The sequence below is a fragment of the Flavobacterium sp. RSSA_27 genome (assembly GCF_051547125.1).
Lineage (GTDB): Bacteria > Bacteroidota > Bacteroidia > Flavobacteriales > Flavobacteriaceae > Flavobacterium.
Genome location: NZ_JBPTTN010000003.1, coordinates 184,964 through 209,502 on the forward strand (window position 1 = coordinate 184,964; position 24,539 = coordinate 209,502).

Sequence of the window (24,539 nt, forward strand, 5' to 3'; positions counted from 1 at the left end):
GAAGAGGTTCTTTAAAAAAAGGTGGTTTTTATTCAAAAAGCACTATTTACAATCTAACTGTATTTTTTTTACAATTCAAATACAACCATTTCACTGTCCTGATAGCCAATTCTGTTAGCAATAACATAGATAAACTTACCCGGTTGTAATGCAATAGGTTTTGTATATAAAAGCCATGGGCTATTCAAATTCCATTTTTTGTCTTTGGTATCCGAAATAATATAAGACAATGAAGCCCCTTTGGTGGTGCAAGCGAGTGCCATGTGGTTTTGTTTTCTTTCAAAATTGGGCGATGCGGTTTTGGGCTGTACATTATTGGGCCACATTTGCAGAATCAAGTCGCTTTCAGGGATAGTGCCATAATCTTTTTTGTGTTCAAATTGCATTTGGCATTGTGTTCTTAATTCCTGAAGTTCCTTACTATAAGCAGGATCATTGGCTAGATTGACCAAACTATTGGGGTCTTTTTTAATAGCATATAGTTCTTCTTTTTCTTTGGTTTGAAACCATGACATTTGAATAGCATTTAATTTATTTTGATCCCTAAGGGCCAGCATGTCATTCATCATTGGCACTTTTTTGCGATAATTTACATCTTTGTATTTGGTCCACTCCGGGTGGTAATTTTTGACATATAAAAAATTCTCATTGCGAACCGTGCGGATTCTATCCGTAAATTCATCAAATCGATCTGAAGTTCCAAATACATATTTTCTGGGAGCCGCTTCATACTTTCCTAGAAACGCCATTCCATCAATGTCTTTGGGTGGCTGAATATTGGCTAAGCTCAATACGGTGGGGCCCAAATCAGTATAGGAAACCAAACGATTGGTCACTTGCTTTGTGGCATTGCCTGCCAATTTTATCATTAGCGGAGCGCGTAAACCATATTCATACACTTCTCTTTTTTGATGAGGTAAAGGACCACCATGATCGCTATAAAAGAAGAGTATTGTCGATTCATACAATCCATCTTTTTTGAGTTGTTCTATAATTTCACCAACTTTTTGATCCATTACTTCGATATTGCTATAATGACGGGCAATGTCTTTTCGAGCAATTGGGTTGTCTACTAAGTAGGGTGGCACGGGAACTTTAGCGGGATCTACGGTCAGTGGCAAATTATTATTTAACCACAAACGACTTTCGTGTGTGTCCCCAATATTAAATACTGAAAAAAATGGTTTCCCTTTTGGGGCATTACGCCAATGGGCTTTGGGGTCATTTTCATCCCAAGCTGAAAGTGGGGCGGCAAATTGATAGTCTGTTTTTTGATTATTGGTACAATAATAACCCGCAGCGCGTAAATATTCTGTAAAACATTTGATGTTTTCGGGTATTACTGCCGAGTATTCTCTAACATTTTTATGCTGTACATCCAGCACATCATTTTTAGTATCGCCTTCCCCTTTACTGGCCTTTTCTTGATAGGTTCTTTTACCCCAAGACATGACATCATTTCCTGTTCTGAAATGTTGGGTTCCAATTGAGGTTGGCAACATTCCAGTAATAATTGCCGATCGACTTGGTCCACATACTCCAGTCGTTGCAAAGGCATTACTATAGACAATAGCCTGCGAAGCCAAAGCATCTAAATTAGGCGTTTTGGCGGTGCTATCTCCATACATGGATAAGGTTGGGCTAATATCCTCACATACAATCCAAACTATATTAGGAGGTGTTTTTACTTGAGCGTTACTTATTCCTAAGAGTGCCAAAAAAAACAATACTGTTAGCGCTTTTCTCATTGGAGTTCTATATTAAAAGTTTTACTAGAGTTGGGATGCCATTCCAAAATGCCCTTATAGGTTTTTCCATCAATGGCTATAGTATATTCATAGGTACCAAAAAAAGCAGTACCAGTAAGGATTCCGTTATTGAGGCTATTGAAAGAGATTGTGGTAGTCCATTTTTTATGAATTAAATCATCGAATGCCTGTCCCATTTTGGTCAATTTAAAATTTTTGTCATACAAACCGGCTTTGGGGTTATTGGGTTCATAATAACCCCAAAACAAAAACTCGGTAACTGAAGGATGGCTAAATGCGGCAGTCACAAAGTCGGTAGTATATTGTGCTTTTAAATCATCATCGAGTAGGTCTAAAGTAAACTCAGAAATACTGATATTTTTTTTCAAATCACTAAAATAATCTAAGATTTCAATAACTTTTTCTGGAGGGGTTAAGTCGCTTCCAATATGACTTTGCATTCCAATTCCATCCACCAAATTATGGGTATTTTTGTCAATAGTTTTAATAAAGTCATGATACCATTGTTGTTTGGCACTATTGATTCCTCCACCACTAATAATTCCATATTCATTAATAAATCGTTTTGCATTTGGATCCAATTGTTTGGCTTTTTTGAAGGCATCAAAAAGAATTTCATCTGATCCGGTAATTTTTTGAAGATCCTTGTTGGTATATACTTCATTTAGTACATCCCAATGCGAAATACTTCCTTTGGTTGCATTTAAAATACTCGTTACATGTTGGTCAACCATGTTGCGAATCTTCTTTGGATCATTTTGATTATCGGCATACACAGTAGGCAAATAATTAAAACCTGGCCATAACAACACATGTCCTTTTACTTTGATTCCGTTTTGGTTCAAAATAGAAATCGCTTGCAAGGTAATAGGTCTGTTTTTTTCACGTATCCATCGCTTGGCTTTCAAATCGTTTTCAAAAACAGCTATCGAAAACAACTTTTTAAAATAGTCCAAATGCTTTGGATTGTTAACGATATCATCAGCATGAAGTGCCGCACCAAAAGGAAAATAATGTTGTACCAGATGCAATTCGCCTTTTGCATTAGTTACTGCTTTTCCGTTTTTAGTGAATGTAATACTAAAATCCCCTTTTCTAATTTTTTCAATTCTCTGTTGGGCTTCGCTTCGCCAGGGAGCAATTGCTTCCATTCCTGGATAAGTTATTTTGGTTTTGGGTAAATTATTAAAATTAAATGTTTTAGGATAGGCTATGAAATGTAGGTTTCGCAATTCAAATTTTTGAGGAGTGTATCCAAAACGCATTTGCAAAATAGCTTCGCCAATAGAGGTATGTAACGCTTGAAAAGGAACATAATACGTTTGCCATTTTGAAGACAAACTCACAGAATTTTCAACAATATCCTTCGGACTGTTTGACTTTGTTTGCTTGAAAACCCAATTGACTTTCGCTTCGGCAGTTTCTAAACTCGACTCTACTGTTCTGGCTTCGAAAACAAGAAGCAAGGGTTGGTTCGTTTCAATTTTTTTAGCCCTCAAGGGAATAGTAATTCCTAAATTGTAGACAAATTTGGGCTGCTTTATAGTTATGGCTGTAATCAAAACCGTAGGACTTTTGGAGTCTACCGTAAGCGTGCCTTCTTCTTTGTTAAGTTTTAGAAATTTGAGTTTTGAAGTATCGATTTGATCCACGCCACCCGCCGGAATTTCTTGTGCTAACGAGCTACAGTGCATACCCATTATACAAAAGAACACCCAAAAATGATTACTACCTACTTTTGGAAGAGCGTGGTAAACTTTTTGAAGCATGGTAATTTTCGATACAAATCTTGTGCTTATTTTACTCATTTCTTTGTGCTTATTTATTGTATTCTATTGCGGCTTTTACAACACTAAATGCAGGAATGGGTTGCAATTTCGAATCATAAATGGATTGAAAATAGCCACTACTATTTTTACGTTCGTCCAAATCCCAAAGATTTAAAGTAACTGTTCCTGTTTTGCTTTTTTCCTGAAGTACTGCAATAAGCTTTTGGTACACCATTTTTTGAATTTCTCGTTCGGAGGGGATATCTTTTTTATTTTTTACCACATAATCCAATTCGGTGACATGAAAAGCAAGCTTATTTTGATGGGCCCAATCTATTAAGTTGGCTAGTTTTACCATGGAAGCATCAATATTATCAACAAAATCTACCCGTTTAGCGCCTAATAACAAATGCGCTTGCCAACCAATTCCATCAACTCTCAATCCTTTGGATCGCAAATACAAAACCGTTTCTTTGACTTTATTCCACATAGGTTCTTCTAAGCCCACATTTTGATTGTAAACTAAGTGAATATTGGTAGCGTATTTTGTAGCGATTTCAAATGCTTTGACGATATATTTTGGAAAGCCTTTTGGATCTAAACCCATGGCTAACCATGGATTTTCCCAGCTATCAGTTCCTGGTTTGGGTCCAAACCAACTCCCATCTGCCAATATGGTTTCATTGACTACGTCCATGTATTTTACATTGGGCTCTTTATTGAATCGTTGTGCAAACGCAGTAGCATATTCTTCTAAATTTTGTTCTAACTCTTTGGGGGTTCGGTTATCTTCCTTAATCCATTTGGAAGCTTGAGGGCTAATGGGTCCATGAAGTCTGACTTTTAAATTGTTTTTCTTAGCAAATGCAACTACTTCGTCTACCTGCTCCCATTTCCAAACTCCTGGTTTTGGGTGTACGATGGTTTGTTTGGCATCATTAGCGGTTGTTACATACTTAAAATCTTTGAGGAAAAGTTTTCCTTTTGAAGTATATAAATCTGCACAAGATAAAGTTGCGCCGATTAATAACTTTTTATATACTTTGCTGCTATCTTGCAATGACAATACGGTCAGTTTATTTTTTGCAACAAGTGGATGGATTGCAGTGGATAGCAATAACACTAAAACATACGAAATAGTTAGTTTCCTTAAAAACATCTTGGTATAAATTTTATAGTTATACTATGCATTTTCGAACATCAATTCCTTTTTAATACATCATTTATTATTGCTTTGAAAAATTGACTTACTAGATCCTTTTCAATTTTAAAAAATACCAACCTGAAAGTAAAAAGACAACATGCAACTGTTGATGAATTATCTCCTTGGTTTGAACCAAGATTGTACATGAACTGTCAAAACTGAAGGTGTAAGAAAAAAAATCTGCTTCTATTGCAATGTTTTCTTTGAAAATATAGAAATACAAAACAGCAACATTTTTATTGACATTCCCTACACCCAACTCAATAATTGGCTTGAGTACCACTAGGGTATTACAAAACATCGGGATTCATTTGGGCTACTAGCTCCTTTTACGAAGCATCACTTCTCCAAGAACCGTTATCCAATCACTGCTTAAAACCAAGATCTAGAGCATTTTAGCATTTAAACTGCATGTAAAACCCTGAGAAGATAGCTCTTGTGTAATTAACAAAATAAGTCGCATAAAAAAGTAATTTCTCTTACAATGCTTTGCAAAACAACTTATGTCATTTGCTGATTTTTCCCCTATTTTGTTTTCTGTACTGTTTAAAAGTACCCTTTACTGTGATTTACAATGTTATAGTATTAATTTTTACTCGCTTTACGATTTGCCTTTTTTTCTAATTGTTTAGGGGTCAATTCAGAAGTGTCTTTTTTATTGGGCTTCATGGTAACGTTATACTTTTTCTTCCATTGATTTAATTGTGCAAGCATTTCCGTTTTTTTCTCTGGCATGGAAGCGGCTAAATCATTTTTTTCTGAAACATCTTCTTTAACATTGTACAATTCCACTTTATCTGTCTCTACAAAATGTAGCAATTTATAATCACCTACTCGAATGGCAGACGTTTTATGATCGCCTGTTTGAGTTGGTCTTGCTTTGTAGGAATTCCAATATACTGTGCGATTATTCCAGACTTCTTTTTTATTGATTACGTTTTTCAAACTTTTGCCATCAATCCCTTCGATTTGTTTATCCAAAGCCAAATCTACTAGCGTAGGGAAAATATCCATTCCTAAAACGATGGATTCTGTGTCTAAAATGGCCTTTGCTTGATTAGGCATATGAATCATAAAAGGGACTTTGATTCCTCCTTCATAGATCCAACCTTTCCCTGCACGCAATGGAGCATTGGTTGTCGCTAATTTTCTTTTTCCTCCACGAGTAGACAAGCCGCCATGATCGGAAGTTAAAACGATGATGGTATTATCATATAATCCATTCTTTTTTAATTCTTGGATTAATTTACCAATATTTTCATCGGTATTTTCAACCATTCCAGCATAATCAGCATCATCTTGACGCATTTTAGTTTCGGCATTTCCTTCTTTTACATATTCAGGAGTAGTCCCAAAATCAATTTTGCTAATTTCAGCTTTGTTACGCTCTTGGTCTGCCTTTTTGGCTTCAATTGGAGTGTGAACGGCATAATAAGCTAGCACTCCAATAAAGGGCGTTCCTTTTTTGGTGGCTTTTATGTATTCAATAGTTCGTTTGGTCAAAACATCCGATAAATAATCACCCTCTTTTGCGTAGTTTTGAACATCTTCAATAGGTGCTTTTTCTCCTTTTGAGCCAGGTACTCTTTTAAGATTGAACGGATAAAAGTGAGTATCTGTTCCTCCAGCATCCCCAGCCGCAAAAGATTCATCAAAACCAATACCTGTTGGACTACTCCCTTCTGAACCTAAATGCCATTTTCCAACATAAAAAGAATGATAGCCTTGGGCTTTAAATTGTTTTATAAAATTTTTAGTATCTGGAATTGTACTCAAATCGCCATGATCTTCGTTTACAGGATAGGTCCCTGTCATTATTCCATAACGAGAAGGTACACATCGAGGATAACTAGCATAGGCATTTTGAAAAGTAAAGGCATTATCAGCTAAATTGTCAATATTAGGGGTTTGATACACTTTTGAACCATTTTTGCTTATATCATGATATCCAAAATCATCCACTATTATAAAAAGAACATTAGGTTTCTTTTGAGCAAATGTGGTACTGATTATTAAATTGGTTACTGCGAAAATCAACAACTTTACTATTGAATTCTTCATTGGTTTATACTTTAAAATTAATTAAGGTTTTTAGATAGAGAAACACCTAAACAGTTTTAGTTGTAGGGTTTAAAAGCGACTTATTGCTTTACTATGTTTAGAGGTATTTAGTTGTTAAAATCAGATTTCGTAAATCCTTCTGCATTTTTGTTTTTACCTTTTTTACCTCCATTTTTTTTCACAGCAGGTTCTTTTTTCTCTCCTTCACCTTCTTCTTCATTATTCCCTCCTTTTTTGGTAGATGGATGCGTTTTATAAATATTTCTTTTATTGATAGCATTTAATTTACCTTCCAATTTGGATTGCAACTCTTTAACTAAAGATGCATAACTTGCCTCTTGAGCATGGTTTTTTTGTTCTGTGGGGTCTTTTTCAAAATCGTATAATTCTACTGCTACTACATTAGCTTTATCGTAGGGTTTTTCTGTGTTGTATTTGTTTGCATGCCATTCTGTGTATCGATATTTGTCCGTACGAATGGTATATCCCATTTTATCACCCTGTCTTGGAAATTGGCTCAAAGCAAAAGTGGCATCAATATTATTTTTAGGATTACTATCCAGTAAGGTAACCAAAGATTTCCCGTCCATTTGAGCAGAAGGAGAGACATTACATAATTCAAACAATGTTGGAAAAACATCAACTAATTCAACGGGATTGCTCACTTTGACATCTTTTGCAATTCCAGGACCTGAAAACATAAATGGAATTCGAGTAGCTTGTTCGAAATTGGAATGTTTGTTCCATAAAGTATGGTCACCTAGATGATATCCGTGATCACCCCAAAGCACAATAACGGTATTGTTCGTCAAATTCAATCTGTCCAATTCATCTAACAATTTTCCTAATTGTGCATCAATATAGGATATACTTGCCATATAGCCATGAATCAATTCGCGTTGTTTATCTTCGGGTATACGGTCTCCTATTTTCAAATCATCATCTATATCTGAAAAAGCTCTTAATTCACCAAAAGAATGGTAGGCAAAATTGGGCGCTCCATCAATAAGGTTTTGATTTTCGGCTAGTTTTATTGCGTTTCTATTATACAAATCCCAATATTTTTTTGGCGCTACAAAAGGTAAGTGGGGACGTTGAAAGCCAACTGCTAAAAAAAATGGTTTGGAACCTTTAGAAAGCGTTTGTAATTGTTTTAGAGCAGCAACTGTATAAATTCCATCTTGGTAAGCTTCATCTGAAACGTCAGCGCTTTCAGTACTTGGTTTTAGCCTTTTGAAGGCATAATTACGTTGTGCCATTGGTTTATTCATTCCTTTATCAGCGGCCTCTTTCATCAAAGTCACCATTTGGTTTTTGGTTTCTTGACTTTGATAATAGCCAAAAGCTGGCTCGCCGTATTTAGGATCAAAATTTTCAGGTTGAATATGAGGAATGCTCCAGCTTTTTCCGTCATGTCCTGGGGCGGTTGATCCTTTATGGTATATTTTTCCAATGGCTGAAGTTTCATATCCTTGTGAAATTAAATACTCAGGCATAGAAATCAATTCAGGCGCAGCTTCTCTAAAATCCGTATGCAAATCCCAAACTTTAGAACGATCCGGATAGGTTCCTGTCATTACACTTGCCCTTGAGGGACCACATACCGCTTGCTGCACTTCTGCATTTTGAAAAATCACACCACTCTTGGCCAATCGATCAAAATTGGGTGTTTTCATTTCCTTGTACCCATAAGCGTTTAGTAAGGGTTTCAAATCATCTACTGCGATAAAAAGAATATTTTTTTTCTTAGTATCCTGAGAGAACATTGTATTCCAACCAAAAAATGTTAGAAATACTATAAAGAGTAGCTTTTTCATTTTCGAATCTAATATTTATTTACCGCTATCCTATTTTTAATAGCTGCAAGTGTTATTTTTTTTCGTTTAAGATAGAATTGACATCTTCGTCATCAGATCGTTCTATAATTGCACCAAAATTTTTATCGGTAATTGATCTGAATTCGGCCAATGATTTATCATTATTGTATTGTTTCATTAATCCTTTCAATTTTGCTTTTAAATCCACAACAACTTTTTGATATTTTGGATCATTGATTACGTTATGCAATTGTTTTGGGTCTTTTTCTAAATCGTATAATTCCCAAACGTCCATTGAGTAGTAAAAATGTGCCAGAGTATATTTGTCAGTTCTTATGCCATAATGAGGTTGGACATGATGCCAATATGGAAATTCATAATAATGATAGTACATGGATTGTCTCCAATTTTTTGGCGTTTGCCCTTCAAGAACCTTTTTAAAACTTTTGCCTTGTAATTTTTCAGTTGTTTTAAGTCCAGCTATATCTAAAAAGGTAGGTGCGAAATCAATATTAGAAACAATATCATTGCATTCTGTACCTGCTTTTACAACTTTTGGGTATCGTACTAAAAAGGGCATTCTTAAGGATTCTTCATAGATAAATCGTTTATCAAAAAAACCATGATCTCCTAAATAAAAACCTTGATCCGAAGTCAAAACAACCATAGTATTTTCGGTCAAATTATTTTTATCCAAATAGTCTAATACTTTTCCAATATTATCATCAACCGATTTTACGCAAGCTAGGTAATCTTTGATATAGGTTTGATACCTCCATTTACGACCTTCTTCTTTTGACATTCCTTCAGGTTGCACAATTTCATTGTTTTTTGCGCCATAAAATTCCCATTTCAATTTTTCTTTCCCAACTAATCCTTCTGGAGTTTTCATTTTCATGTCTCTTCTACTGAAATGATCCATAGTCATTTCAGTATCTCCAGCTGTTTTTTCTCTTCCTTTGTAATCGTCATTGAATGTAGCAGGATATGGCATTTCGATATCTTCCCATAGGTTGACATATTTAGTATCAGGTTCCCAAGGTCGATGAGGGGCTTTGTATTGCAAAACCATCATAAAGGGTTTTGATTTATCGCGATCATTTTCTAGCCATTTCAAAGCAAAACCCGTTTCTAAATTGGTAGAATAGCCTTTTTCTTTTACTTCTTTTCCATTGTGGTTATATAATGGATTCCAATACAATCCTTGTTGAGCAGCAGCAGCATGTATTTTATACTCGTCAAATCCTATGGGATTAGAGCCTAAATGCCATTTACCAAATAAGCTTGTTTGATACCCTTGTTTTTGGAATTCAATTGGGAAAGTCCATTGATTTGCATTAAACTGCCCTCCATTTTCATTTTTATAAAATCCATTAACGTGGCTATACTTCCCTGTTAAAATTGCAGCTCTACTAGGGCCACAGATAGCATTAGTACATAAGGCATCTTGAAATTTCATACCTTCATTGGCCAAGCGATCGATATTTGGTGTAGGAGCAATGTCTTTATAAATACCGCCATATGCACTTATCGATTGAATGGTTAAATCATCGCACATGATATAAATGATGTTTGGTTTTTGAGCAAACCCATTAAAGGGTGACAATGACATTCCAACAACTGTTAGTAATGCCCAAACATATCCTTTGCCTCTTTGAATTAAATTGGCCATACTTTATTTTTTTAAGTTAATTTTTTGAGAAACTGTAAAATTTGTTTTTTTCAAATTCTTATCATCCGATGAATTTCCAACAAAAATGGTAAAATCACCAGGTTCAACTACATAATTGAAGTTCAAATCATAGAAGCCAAAACTTTCAGCGTTTAATTGTAAAGTAACTGTTTTAGATTCTCCTGCCTTTAAATGTACTCTTTGGTATCCTTTGAGTTCTTTAACTGGGCGTGTTACAGAACTAATTTCGTCGTGAATATACAGTTGGACTACTTCGTCTCCAGCAACATTTCCGGTGTTTTTAACTTCTACACTGACCGTAACACTATCTGTATCATTGGAAAGTGTACCCGTTACTTTAGGAGCTGATATTTCAAAAGAAGTGTAGCTCAAACCATATCCAAATGGATATAAAGGTGTTTTTGCTAAATCGTGGTATTTATGAAAATATTGTGAAGGTTTGTAATTGTAAACCATCTGTAATTGTCCGACACTTCTTGGAAAAGTTAGCGGTAATTTTCCACCTGGGTTAAGATCTCCAAATATAGCCTCTGCAACGGCCTGGCCCGCAAAACTTCCTGCTTCCCAACCAAAAATTGTCGCATTGGCATTTTTCTCAATGTTGGGTTCAGAAATTAAACTTCCACTTACATATACTACAACTACTGGTTTTCCTGTTTTTTTGATGGCATTAAACAATTCTAACTGTCTCCCAGAAAGTTGCAAAGTTGAACGATCAATATTTTCTCCTGTTGTTTTATTGGCCCAATCATGGCGAAAAGAATTTTCTCCTAAAACTAATACCGCAACATCGGATTGTTTGGCAGCCTCTACAGATTGCGAAATTTCACTATCGCTTATTTTTTTAGAGTTTTCGCTAACTGCTACATAAGAGACTTCATGACCTTTTGCCTTGGCCAATGCGGCCAAACCTTCATAAACGGTAGTTACCCTATCTTCAGGTTGTGGTTTAACCCAATCTCCTAAAGTGGTTTGGTTATTCGCATTAGGTCCTACCACAAATATTTTTTTATATTGGGACTGCAATGGTAAAATACCATCATTTTTTAATAATGTGATGGCTTTTCTTGCTCCTTCTAATGCAGTTGCTTGATGTTCTTTTGTGAAAACTTTCTTGTCAATGTTTTTTAAGTTGACGTATGGGTTTTCAAACAAACCCAATTTAAACTTGGCTTCCAAAATTTTGGCACAAGCAAAATTAACTCGGTCTACAGATAATTTTCCTTCATTTACTAGTTCCAAAACATATTTGCCAAATAGAGGGCCGTGCATGTTCATGTCCAAACCGGCATCTACAGAAAACAATACTGCTTCTTTGAAATCTTTGGCAACATGATGTACTGAAAAGATTCGTTCTACATCATTCCAATCGCTTACATAAAAGCCTTTAAAACCCCATTGATCTCTCATGATTTCTGTCATCAAATGCTTATCCATGTGAGACGGTATGCCATTTATTTCATTATGAGCCGCCATTACTGAAAACACTTTGCCTTCTTGTACCGCTTTTTTGTAGGGAGGCAAATGCATTTCAAGTAAGGTGCGTTCAGAAACATCAGTGGGTGCTAAATTCAATCCATTGATTGACTCACCACCACCAATTAGGTGTTTGGCACAAGCAATAACTTTTTCGTTTCCTGTAAAATCGCCTTGTTGAAACCCTTTAATCATTTCTGTTCCCATATTACCAACTAAGAAGGGATCTTCTCCGTAAGTTTCTCCTGTTCTTCCCCATCTTGGTTCTCTTAACACATCAATGTTTGGTGTAAATGCCCAATGTGATCCTGTCGCGCGCATTTCAATTGCCGATTGTTTTCCACAATCATAATTTAAGGCGTCCTCAAAAGTAGCAGCCATAGAAATAGGGCTAGGATATATAGTAGCTCCGTTATACAATCCGTTTCCATGAATGGCATCAATTCCGATTAAAACAGGAATCTTAAGTTTGGATTTCATGGCTAAACTTTGAATATAATTGGCTTCCTCTGCTGTCACTACATGCAACATGGATCCAATTTGTCCATCTTTAATAAGATTTTCAATATCGCTTACTTTAAAACCTGGATAAAAACCACGGTCATCCATTTTTTTTATTTGTTCAGCCGTTAGTTTGCCTTCATTTTCTTTGATATGTTCTAAACCAACATACTGACACATTTGCGCAATTTTCTCCTCTAGTGTCATACGACTCATCAAATCATTCACTCTTTCTTGAGCAGAAAGTTTTGGATTTAAATAGGGAGCATTTTTAATCGATTGAGCAAAGGAAAGCGATAAACTCCCTATCATTAAAAATGAAAGTAAAAATTTATTTAGCTTATTGAAATGATTCATAATTTTGTTTATTTTCTTATTGAAATTTTAGTAGCCTGGGTTTTGATCGGCAAAAGACATGGCATGATTTCCTGATAACTCTACCGATGGAATAGGTAATAGCATGTTTTTTACACTTACTGGATAAATAAATTCTTTGTTCAATATATTTGGCGCATAATTATTGTGGTTATACACAATTTCGCTCAAAAAGTATTGATATCCTCTTCTTCTAGTATCAAACCAGTCTTGCCCTTCGCTCAACAATTCGTATTGTCTTTCTTTCAAAATGCGAGTTCTAAAAGTAGCTTGATCTAATCCAGACCAATTGGCGGGTTGAACAGCATCACTTATACCATCTCCATTTGTATCTCGCGCTCTTTCTAATACCTTATTTACAAATGCATAAGCAGCACTTGGGCCTCTTAATTCGTTTTCGATTTCTGCCATCATCAATAACACGTCAGCATATCTAAAAACAATGGAGTTTCTAATGGTAGTGGTTCCATTATAAGTTGGTTCAAGCCATTTTTTGATATAGGCATACGAAAAATTACCTGTTTTTTGTGCAGGGTAAATTTTTTGTGTTCCCGAAGGATATCTTGGATAACTATCATAAATGAATGTCGCCTCAATTCTTGGGTCACCAGGATATTTAGTGACATGACTATCAAAAACTTCTTTGTTGGGCCTGATTCTTCCAAATGTAGTTACCGTTGGCGCCACATAAGTACTATTACTTGGTGTGTATAATCGAATCACATCTGAATTTCTTTCAGAGCCTAAATTAGTGTATTGAATTTCAAAAATAGATTCTACCGTATTTTCGTTACCAGGCTTAAATAATTCAGCATAGGTTGGTGTTAAATTATATTTACCAATTACCGGAAGTAACTCATCGTAAGCTTTTTGCCAATTAGTGGCATCACCACCATCAGCACCAGCTAAAGTCATGTACACTTTTGCTAAATATCCATAAGCCGCCCATTTGCGAGGTCTTCCTTTAAAATATTCATTTTCAGGAAGTTTGGCTTTTGCTATTTCAAAATCTTTGATGATTTGTGCATAAACCTCTTGTCTAGAACTTTTAGCCAAATTATAATTTGAATTATTTGTAGGTGTTATACGTAATGGAATTCCACCAAAATAACGCACTAAGTCGAAATAAGCCACCCCTCTTAAAAAATGTGCTTGCCCCAAAGCTACATCTTCATTTTTTAAGTCAACATTGTTATTTTCGATATTATAAATCAAATTATTGATTACATTAATTGCTGTATAACTATCACTCCACAATCTTGGTAAATAAGTATTTTCAGGAGTACAGTTTAATGAAGTTGCATCATTACTCGCAGTTTGATTAGAATAAAATCTGCCCGATACAGGGTTAATTAATCCGTGTATTCCAGACCCATAATACCCTGGCGAAGCCATAGAAGCATACATTCCATTTACAGCAGTTTCAATTCCTGCTTCTGTTGAAAAAACCTGTTCAGCATTATAAAATGTAGTAACTTTTTCATCTAAACTATCATCACAACTTGTGATTAAGAAAGGAAGACAAAGTAAAATAAAGACCTTTATTGCATATATATTTTTCATAATTTTTTTTATTAGAATGTTACATTTAGTCCAAAAGAGAAAGAACGTTGATTTGGGAAAGATTGCCAATCCAATCCGGTTCTCAAGGCATCAAAATTGAAACTATTAACTTCTGGATCATATCCATCATATTTTGTTAACACAAATAAGTTGTTGGCTGCGATAGAAACATCAAAAGCGCTTATGGTTTTACTTTTAATAGGTAATCTATACCCTATAGTAATGTTACTTAATCTTAAAAATGAAGCATCCTCTACGATTCGATCTGTGAATCCTGTACCTTGCACTAATTGATTATCATAACCAATTCTTGGATAATTACCATTTGGATTTGTGGGAGACCAAGCACCATAATAGGCTTCTTTTCTAATATTATCTGGGTTTCCGGTAGCATAGGCTTCGCGTAATAAATTCCCGTTGGCTACATCAAATCCTGCTTTACCATTGAAGAAAATGTTCAGTGTAAAATCTTTATAGGTTAGGTTGGTCCCAAAGCCATATGTGAAGTCAGGATTAGGGTTTCCAATAATGGTTTTATCAGTTTCATCAATTACACCATCCCCGTTTTGATCTACCAAATTAACATCACCTAATCTCGGAGCAATACCCCCAAAACTAGCTGCTGAGGCTAAATCTTCATTGGTTTTAATAATTCCTTTGGTTTGGTACCCCCAAAACAATCCAGCCTCTTTTCCTTCAATAAAAATATTGGCCGGTGTTTTAAAAATATTACCACCTGAAATTTGTCTTCCTAGAAAAGCTACATAAGTGTTTGTACCAAATTGAGAAGGTGGCAATCCTAAATTTGCCAATTGATTTTTATTTCGTGAGAACGTACCATATACGTTCCAAGTAAAATCTTTGTTACGAATGATATCTCCTGAGAAAGAGAACTCGAATCCTTTGTTGATAATATCTCCTTGATTAGCAGTAATTGTGGCAAAACCAGCTGATGGCCCAATTGAAACTGTTTGCAACAAATCGGAAGTATTTTTGTAATACACATCAAAATTCAAGGTCAAACGTTTTTTATAGAAGGACAAATCCAAACCTGCATCATACTGATCGGTTGTTTCCCAAATCAAATCAGGGTTTGCTAAAGTAATAGGAACTAATGAAGTTAATCCGCCTCCATTGCTATCAGGATAGGGATTTGCTGTTGAACTATAGGGAGAAATAGTCTGATACGGATTGATGGCTTGATTACCTGTTTTACCCCAACTTACTCTTAGTTTGGCTTCATCTAATTTGGAAAAATCTTTCATAAAGTTTTCTTTATGCATTTGCCAAGCCGCAGCAAATGCAGGGAAAGTAGAAAATTTATTACCTTCTCTAAATTTACTAGAACCATCCGATCTTACCGTTGCTGTTAAATTGTATTTGTTTTTAAAAGTATAATTGAAACGTCCTAAAAATGACAACAGCTCTTCGGGTGTATCTTGATACCCTAATTGTGAGTAAACTTGTCCCGTTGAAATTCCATCCGCTCTTAAATCCTTTAAAGCAAAATTTGAGGCTTGGTAGGTAACTTGATTTTTCTTAGATTGATCCATTACAACCCCAACTGTTCCGTCAATTCTGTGATTAGCATTGAATTTTTTATTGAACATTAAGGTATTATCAATATTGCTTTTGAAACGCTCATATTCACTTAATCCTGCTTCACCATTAACCTGTGCCCCACGTAAAATACTTGTACCATACCAAATTTGACGTTTAATCCTTCTATAATCCATACCCACCAATAATCTGTATTTAAAAACACTATTAAATGAATATTCCAAATTAAAAGAAGCCAATCCACGCAATTCTTTTCCTATATCATCATAATCTTTGATCCAAGCATTAGGCCCATCAACTGTATTATCTTGATTGGTAGGATCTCCAAAATAATTTGCATTATAGCTTGCAAAAGGGGCTGCTGAAATAATTTGACGTACCATACTTGAATTGGTTCCTCCTAAGTTTTCGGTACCTTTTGAAGAAGAATTTTTAATAGAAGAAAAAGCCAATTTGGTAGTTAATTTAAGCTTGTTGCTTAATTTATTATTCATATTCAATGAAAAATCGGCCTGATTTGAAAAAGCATTTGGTACAACCCCTTCTGATGAAGTGTATCCCCCGGCTATATAATAATTATTGTTTTCGGATCCTCCTCCTGAAACCGACAAACGATGGTTTACACTCAATGAGGATTGATAAATATCGTCACTCCAATTGATCCCTTGTAAGGGAGTTCCATCTGCTGCAGATGTCACACTATTTCCATTTACAATAAAATTAGGGTTAAAACCTAATTCAGCTCTGGCTGCATTTATATAAGAAGCATATTCGGGTGCATTCAGCACATCGATATTTCGGACTACATTTCCAATCTTAACATTACTGTTATAATTAAATTTAGTAGCTCCAGCTTTACCTTTTTTGGTAGTAATTAAAACAACCCCATTGGCACCTCTAGATCCATAAATTGCTGTTGAAGAAGCGTCTTTTAAAATCTGCATGCTCTCAATATCTCTTGGATTAATACCTGTTAATCCATTTTGAGCTGATAAATAGCTATTGCCGCCTTGAAGTGGATTACCTGCACCATCAGCTACCGATCCCATAATAATACCATCAACAACATACAATGGTTCTGTATTTCCGGTTAAACTACTAACCCCTCGAATTTGAACACTAATAGGCGAGGTTGGTTCAGAACCTTGAGCAGAAACAGCAACCCCAGCTGCTCTTCCTTGTAATAAATTCTCAATTCCTTGCGCTTGATTTACATTGGATTCTAATAAATTTACTGAAGTCACTGACCCAGTAACGTCTTTTTTACTTACAGAACCATAACCAATTAATACAACTTCTTGAAGTTGCTCAGTCTCAGAAACTAACACAATTTTTAATTTGTCTTGGTTTTTATTGGTTATATCAACTGTTTTAGTTTTATAACCTACAAAAGAAACAATAATCTGAGATTGGTCTTGGTTTAGCCTTAAAGAGAATTTACCGTCTATATCAGAAATAGTTCCAACTGTGGTTCCTTTTACTACAATACTTGCCCCCGGCAAAGATGCTCCAGTTTCATCTAGAACAGTCCCTTGTATTGTATACTGAGAATAGGAACATAAGGGAAGTAAAATGAAAAATAATAACTTATAAACTGATTTCATAAATGTTAATTTTTATTTGTTTCTACACAAAATTAACATCACTACTCAACATTAGAGTTTGTTAAGTATCATAAAAAGTTCAATAATTGTCAGACTGTAAGAAAAGACCAAAAAAAAGTTGAAAACAAACACTTGTTTATTATGTAATATTTAACAACTGTACCATCTTTCCAATTTATTATTACTTTTTTAATAGAATAGACTGCATATTTATTGCATTTTCACAAATTTACCATACAATCATTACAGCCACGAAATCGTAATAATTAACTAAAATACAACATAAAAAAAGCCATCCTATTCGTTTTTACTCACCTTATTCCTTACAAATGTTTACTTATAATTAAAATAACACTCTTTAAAATTACAGAAAATACCTATTTACATGATTCACATCGCATCTGAAAATACACATCATACCTAAACTACTTTCCTATTTTTTTACGACATATTGCAAATTCATTTCAATTGTTTTGAAGAGTGTTTTATTGATCAAAAACATTCTTTTTTGCTTTTAGTAAAGCAAGAACATAGGGGCCGTTTTTATTCAATCATTTAAGTGTAGTCTAAAGCCTAAGGCAAATCTTGGTTAAACGACCTATTATACACCCTACGCTTTATACTTTTAGGCAAACAAACCCTTTTAAATTAAATAGATTTAGTTGAGTTTTTCTAGACTTTTCACAAACTCGGTTGGAGTGATTCCGAATTGTTTTTTGAAGGAAGTACTAAAATATTTTGGATTTGAAAAACCACAGGAGAAAGCAGCTTCTTTTATGTTATGGTTACCTTCAATCAATAGTTTTTTGGCATATTGTAATTTTGTAATAATGATAAAATCTTGAGGTGATACATCAATAAGACGTTTTAACTTCATGTAAAGAGAAGTTCTACTCATGCCAATGATCATACAAATATCATTAAGTGAAAAGTTTTCATCTATAATTTTATCCAATACAATCTTCTCTAATTTTTCTATAAAATCGGAGTCTTTTTTAGATTTAAACCTATCCGATTGTAATATTTCGCCTTCGTGTAAATATTTTTTTTTCAATTTACTTTGCCATTGAAACACATTATTGATTTTGGCAAGCAAAAGATTACTGTTTAATGGTTTCTCAAAATATTCTGTTATACCGCTCTCTATGGTATCTTGCATATGAGCTGTATCATGCAATGCGGTCATCATGAAAATAGGAATATGATTTAAGTTGATATCCTCCTTAATAATAGAGCACATGGTGATTCCATCCATAACTGGCATCATATAATCGGTTATGATCAGATTTGGATATACTGATAATGCCTTTTCGAGCCCTTCTTTTCCATTTACTGCTTGCTCAACAACAAAAAAACGCTCTAATAACGACACCAAACTGGACCGCAACAAATCATTATCTTCTACAACTAAAATACAATAATCCTTAAACACCCTCAACTCAATTGGATCAATTTCAGGTGCTGCAGTAACCTCCTCTTCTAAACTATTCATTTCATAAAGCTCTTCCTGATTCGGCAAGACTACCTTAAAAGTTGTTCCTATGTTTTCAATACTTTCAAAGGATATCTCTCCTTTTACTTTGTCGATTACATTTTTAACGATCATTAATCCTAATCCAGAGCCATTAATTCGTTTATTCAAGATGTTACTAGCTCTAAAATAACGGTTTAAGATATATTTCTGTTGATTCGTTGGAATTCCTACTCCATGATCTTTGATAGTAAATTCTAAATCACCTTTTGAAGTAACTTCTAAATGAATTATTATTTTCCCATTGAGTTTGGAATACTTTATTGCATTAGACAGCAAGTTTTGAACTATTTTATCTAACGATTCTTTCCAAAAACAAAACTGAATAGCATTATTTTGCGCATTAATTTCAACTGACAAATTTTTATCTTCAATTAAGGGTTGAAATTCATGAATGCAATTTTGAAAATAAGTTATAATATTAATTTTTTCAACTTTTTCTAAAATTTCAGAACTGGAAACAACTAAATGTAAGTTGAGCATTTGTTCAATCAGATTGTTCAATCGCGCAATTATAGGCTCTAAATTACTCCTTTTGTTCTTGTCTGGGTCATTGTCAATTTGAGAAATTAAAATGCTTAATGGTGTTTTAATCTCGTGAGAAATATTATTTAGCATGGCTACTTGTTCCTCCTTATTTTTTTTAATTTCGATCAGTTTTGTAAAATATATTACAAAATAAATCAACATAATTATCACAACACCATAAATAAACAAAGCAATATAAGAAGCCCACCAAGGTCTTTGTATCGTAATTTTTAATTCTCTTGGTTTAGACCAAATGCCATCTTTATTCGTAGCTTTTACTTTAAAAACATAATCCCCATAACTTAAATTTTCATATTCAACTATTCTTTGAGAGGAAGGATTTGACCATTTAGAATTAAGCCCTTCTAACATCCATGAATATTTTACATTAGAAGAAAGTCCAAATAAAACAGCAACAAATTTGATATCAAAAGAATTATGTTGATATGGAAGCGTCAAATGTTGTGTTTCATTAATATGTTGAGGCATAAGGGACGACCCAATTTTAACAACTTCATTATCGATGGCCAATTCTTCAAAAACGATGTTGGGTAAATATTTTTGAGAAATAATATTTTTAGGATTAAAATAGGTGATCCCATCCACTCCTCCAAAAAGCAATTCTCCATTTGACAAGGCCAGCTTAGCATTAGTATTAAAAACGGCACTCGAAATACCATCATCAAGAGAATAATTTCTAATTTGAAATTTACGCCCTTGATCTTTAATCAAAGTAAGTCCTTTTGATGTACTTACCCAATACTGTTTAGGCTGAAATTCTATGATACTTTTAATCAAGTTGGATGACAATTGCTCTTTTGTTGTAAGCACTCTTTTTTGAGAAGTAGTAGGATTAAAAAAGATAATTCCCGAACCATTAGTTCCAATAACTAATTCTCCAGCTGCATTTTCTGTCAAAGATGTAATACTATAATGAGCAGCTTTTGGCGACTCAGTACTTAAGTCTACAGCACTTGGAATTGTTGAATTGGGTAGTATTGCAAAAAGGCCATCTTTACTTCCAACATAGATTGTTCCTGATCTTGATTGGAGTATGTCTTTGACATTTTTAATAGTATATGTTTTTATTTGGCCTTGATTTGTAATTTGTACCAACTTTTCATCCGCTCCCCCTAGCCAAATAGCATTATTGGAATCTTTGAATATTTTGAATATTTTTTTAAAATGTAGTGTATTACTATTTTCAGAACCTACATAAGGGGTTATTTTTAAAGTGTTTTTATTTATTTTGTATAAGCCTTGATTGTACGCACTTACCCATACAGTATCGCCATCCAAAGCCATGCTTAGAATGATAAATTCACTAAATTTTGTTGATAATGAATTTATAGATTTCCATGTATTATTGCTTTTATTCCATATACTAATTCCTTCATTGGTACCAACCCATATAGAATTTGGAGCAACCTCCAGAAAGGAAAGGCAATAATTATTTGACAAACTATTTTTGTCATTAATTTGATGTTTCAATATTGAAAAATTACTTTTTTGGAAATTAAAAAAATTTATTCCCCCACCATAAGTGGCCACCCAAAGTAAATTTTGCTGGTCAACAAAAAGATCATACACACTATTATTGGATAATGATTCTACTTGGTCATCATTATGGGTGTATTGTTCTAAAAATTGGAAATTTTTATCAACTATCACAATTCCTCCTCCATCAATACCCAAGTAATAATGTTCTTTATAGGATACAATATCTTTTAAAGGAAAAGGATTTTGAGAAGGAGCAGCATAAAGCAACTTGAATTTGGAAAAGGAAGCATCCGTTTTGTATAATTTCCCATCCATTGTCCCAATAAATATTGAGGCCTCAATTTGTTTGATAAAGGATATCGAAGCATAATCAAATAATCCTACTTGTTTCTTATGAATTGTATTTTTGGGCAATTGTAAAGCGTAAACTCCCTTTTTATCCGCAAAAATCAATTCGGAATTGATGCTACTTAAGCTCTTTGGATTTATTTTACGGATAGCTTTACTAAGTACATACTTGGTTCCATTCCACACACATTTCCATACTCCATTGTAAGTAGCAACCCATTTCACTCCTCTATAATCTTCAACTATTTTGAGAACGGCAAAGGGTTTATTGTTTTGATTTGCAATGTAGTGAAACCGATCTTTATGAACATCATAAACGCCCAAACCTGTTTCTGTTCCTATCCAAACTACAGATTTTGAATCAACAAAGACATATAAAACACGCTCGTCTAGTCCTTCAGCAAACCCATTATATTTGTTATAAACTGTAAAATCTTTTGAATTACATCGAACAACACCTTCTTCGGTCGCTAGCCATAAATTATGGTATTTATCCTGATCTATTTTGTAAATAATATTTTGTGAAAGACCAATGCTATTGTTCAATTTTTCAAACACAACATCAGATTGAGCCTGCAACATATTGCTAAAAAACACCAATACTAAAATCACAAAAAATTTACAATTTTTCAAAATAAACAGATTAATAAGCGTTAAATTAATATACTATTCAAAAATAACACAATAAAATTAATAAACAACAACATTATCATCACTTATGAGATGAACTGCCTTAAGTAATTTCGTCCTCTTTTTATTACACACCTAGTGTCTTAAACAGTTCTTGATAAGAAGGATTATTAGGGTCTAATTGTTTTAACTTAATTACGGTTTGTTGCGCCTTAATTCCATTTTTAGATTGTAAATACACATAGGTAAGAGCGTAATACAACTCAGAGGACGCTGGACTTATAGCTATGCCTTTCAACAGTACTGCCTCTGCTTCTTTGGCCTTGTTCTTTTGATTCAATAACAATCCATAATTGTAATACACTCTTGGATTTTTGGACTGTAAACTTACTGCCTTAGCAAAGGATTGCATTGCTTCATCGAATTTATTTATTTCTACATAAACCAACCCGAGGTTGTAGTATATTCGATCGTTTTTAGGGTCATTTTTTATGGCTTTATGTAAGGATTCTATAGCGAGTTCATTTTTCCCTTGAATAGAATAAACAGTAGACAAATTCAACAATGCATAATTCATAACTCCATCTTTCTTCAATCCTTTTTCATAAAAAGCAACGGCATTATCGTAGTCTTTTAATTTCAGAAAATAATCGGCAAACATCACATTACCCACTGAAAAATCTGTCTGGTAGCGCAAATGTTTACGCAGTTCTTTATGTGCATTATCAAATGATTTCTTATCTTCTTGAGGAATTTGATCGTATGGGATTGTAATAAATAAATCTGCCGCAGCAATTCTAACAGCCCTTACTTTGTCATTCAACAATGGACCTACCTTATCCCTCCAAAGTTCTTGTTGAAAATTGGACAAACTTCTTAAAGCATGATAGCGAACAACGGCTTCCTTATGGCTTAAAGCGTTTAAAAGAGTGGCTAAACTTTTTTCTGTTACTATATCGCCCAAATAAAACAAACTGGTTGCTTTTACAATAGGAGGAACAAGTGGATTGTTTACTAAATTGATTAAATGGGATTCACTAGCTAACTCTTTTTTGCTTCCAATTATCAAATCTTCTGCAAAATGTGGTACGCGTTTTGGGCCGTACCATTTTTGGATGGCTTTAGCTAATTCTGAATTTGATTTATCTTTATGACAAGATGTGCAAGCATTAGGAACCCCATACTTTTCAGATAAATCAGGACGCGGTACCCTAAACACATGATCATGACGTATATCATTACCCATGAATTTTTTACTTGGCATATGACAATTTACACAAGTAGGCTGTGAGGATAAATTTTTATGAAAAGTATGCGATGGCACACTATATTTGCTCGCCACATGGCATTGTGTGCACGTTAAATTACCCGGTCGTTTCAAAGTAATACTATGAGGGTCGTGACAATCACTACATTTTACACCCTTTGCATACATTTTACTTTGAAGAAAAGAGGTATAATTATAGTCTTCATTTTCAAATTGCCCATCGGGATGAAAATTTTCGGTACTAGGAATTTGAGGAATATAATTATCGTATAGCTCTTTACTTTGAATGTGAGTGTTGCTAATTTCTGTAATCAATGCATGACATGGAGCACAAGTGTTGATTTGTTCAATTTGATTGGTATTTTTGGTAACAAAATGCAACTTATTCTTATAATCTTCAGCATTATAATTAGGTGAGCTTACTAGACTTATATGGTTTTTACCTGGACCGTGACAACTTTCACAACTAACATTTATGACACTATAGGTAGTTTTATAGGTATCCGTCTTGGTGTCATAATTTTTTTGCAAATTAGTTGAATGACAAACAGCACACATCGTGTTCCAATTTTGAGCATTACCTGTCCAATGCAACCAATCATGTGAGGGAATGTTTTGACCTGGATATTGATTAAACCATTTTTTATCTCTTGAATCCCAACTCAATCTTGGCACTTGCATTCTTCCACCAGGAAAAACAATTAAATATTGTTGTAAAGGATAAAATCCAAAAATATACTTCACCAAAAAATCATGATTTTTACCATCTGCTCCTTCTGTATTGATATAAAACTCTTTGCCTTTTTTATAAAACCGACTCGTTATCCCATCTAGGGTAATTGTAACATTATTGAAATTTCCTTTCACAGTACTATCATTAGCCGGTAACATCGACATATAATGATGTGATTTTTGCCATTTCTTATATTCTACCGTATGACATTTTTGACAAGCTTGATCACCCACAAATATATTTTGTGTTTTTTCTAATTCAGCATAACTCTTATAATCCGAACTATACTCATCGCTTTTAAAAAAGCGAAGTGCCAAAAAAACCACTAACACTACCATTACTGCAATTAGACCTTTACGCATCATAGAATTAAATTGGTATATTTTAAAAATGAAACTTTCAGTGTTATAGTTCTTATTTCTTCCTTAATTCATTCCTTATAAATGAAAAAAAACCTAAGAACATTACAAGAACTATTTCTTAAGTATAAAAGATTCTTATCTCACTTTGACTAATAGAAATGCAGAAATCTACAAACTAACCTTAGTTGTATTGGAAATACACTTTCAAGTAAAATTAACAAAAAAACGGTGTAGTAGTGCATTAAAAT

At 34.0% G+C, this 24,539-nt stretch carries 12 protein-coding genes; all 12 read right to left on the reverse strand.

What is annotated here, in order from left to right; translation table 11 throughout:
- Positions 1-68 precede the first annotated feature (68 nt).
- Complete coding sequence (locus ACSVH5_RS05790; RefSeq protein WP_438060507.1) at positions 69-1,748, reverse strand: sulfatase family protein; 1,680 nt, start codon at positions 1,746-1,748, stop codon at positions 69-71.
- Positions 1,745-3,577, reverse strand: coding sequence for an endo-1,4-beta-xylanase (locus ACSVH5_RS05795; RefSeq protein WP_438060508.1), 1,833 nt, complete (start codon positions 3,575-3,577; stop codon positions 1,745-1,747). The genes ACSVH5_RS05790 and ACSVH5_RS05795 overlap by 4 nt, the downstream gene beginning before the upstream one ends.
- Before the next feature lie 10 nt (positions 3,578-3,587).
- Positions 3,588-4,697, reverse strand: a complete 1,110-nt coding sequence (locus ACSVH5_RS05800) for an endo-1,4-beta-xylanase (protein WP_438060509.1) — start codon at positions 4,695-4,697, stop codon at positions 3,588-3,590.
- Between the two features lie 91 nt (positions 4,698-4,788).
- Positions 4,789-5,043, reverse strand: a complete 255-nt coding sequence (locus ACSVH5_RS05805; protein WP_438060510.1) for a hypothetical protein — start codon at positions 5,041-5,043, stop codon at positions 4,789-4,791.
- A gap of 284 nt (positions 5,044-5,327) precedes the next feature.
- A complete protein-coding gene (locus ACSVH5_RS05810) occupies positions 5,328-6,803 on the reverse strand; it encodes a sulfatase (protein ID WP_438060511.1) in 1,476 nt (491 codons plus the stop codon).
- A gap of 107 nt (positions 6,804-6,910) precedes the next feature.
- Entirely contained in the window at positions 6,911-8,620 is a 1,710-nt protein-coding gene (locus tag ACSVH5_RS05815) for a sulfatase (protein WP_438060512.1), read from the reverse strand.
- Between the two features lie 52 nt (positions 8,621-8,672).
- Complete coding sequence (locus ACSVH5_RS05820; RefSeq protein ID WP_438060513.1) at positions 8,673-10,292, reverse strand: sulfatase family protein; 1,620 nt, start codon at positions 10,290-10,292, stop codon at positions 8,673-8,675.
- Positions 10,293-10,295: 3 nt separating this feature from the next.
- Complete coding sequence (locus ACSVH5_RS05825; protein WP_438060514.1) at positions 10,296-12,602, reverse strand: glycoside hydrolase family 3 N-terminal domain-containing protein; 2,307 nt, start codon at positions 12,600-12,602, stop codon at positions 10,296-10,298.
- 72 nt (positions 12,603-12,674) lie between these two features.
- Positions 12,675-14,228, reverse strand: coding sequence for a RagB/SusD family nutrient uptake outer membrane protein (locus ACSVH5_RS05830; RefSeq protein ID WP_438060515.1), 1,554 nt, complete (start codon positions 14,226-14,228; stop codon positions 12,675-12,677).
- An 11-nt stretch (positions 14,229-14,239) separates the two neighbouring features.
- Positions 14,240-17,392 carry a SusC/RagA family TonB-linked outer membrane protein gene (locus tag ACSVH5_RS05835; protein ID WP_438060516.1) on the reverse strand — a complete coding sequence of 1,051 codons (3,153 nt, stop codon included), beginning with the start codon at positions 17,390-17,392 and terminating at the stop codon, positions 14,240-14,242.
- Between the two features lie 658 nt (positions 17,393-18,050).
- The gene (locus tag ACSVH5_RS05840) at positions 18,051-21,932 is read right to left on the reverse strand and encodes a hybrid sensor histidine kinase/response regulator transcription factor (RefSeq protein WP_438060517.1); all 3,882 of its coding nucleotides are present in this window, start codon (positions 21,930-21,932) and stop codon (positions 18,051-18,053) included.
- A gap of 124 nt (positions 21,933-22,056) precedes the next feature.
- Complete coding sequence (locus ACSVH5_RS05845) at positions 22,057-24,294, reverse strand: tetratricopeptide repeat protein (RefSeq protein ID WP_438060518.1); 2,238 nt, start codon at positions 24,292-24,294, stop codon at positions 22,057-22,059.
- Between the last annotated feature and the right edge of the window lie 245 nt (positions 24,295-24,539).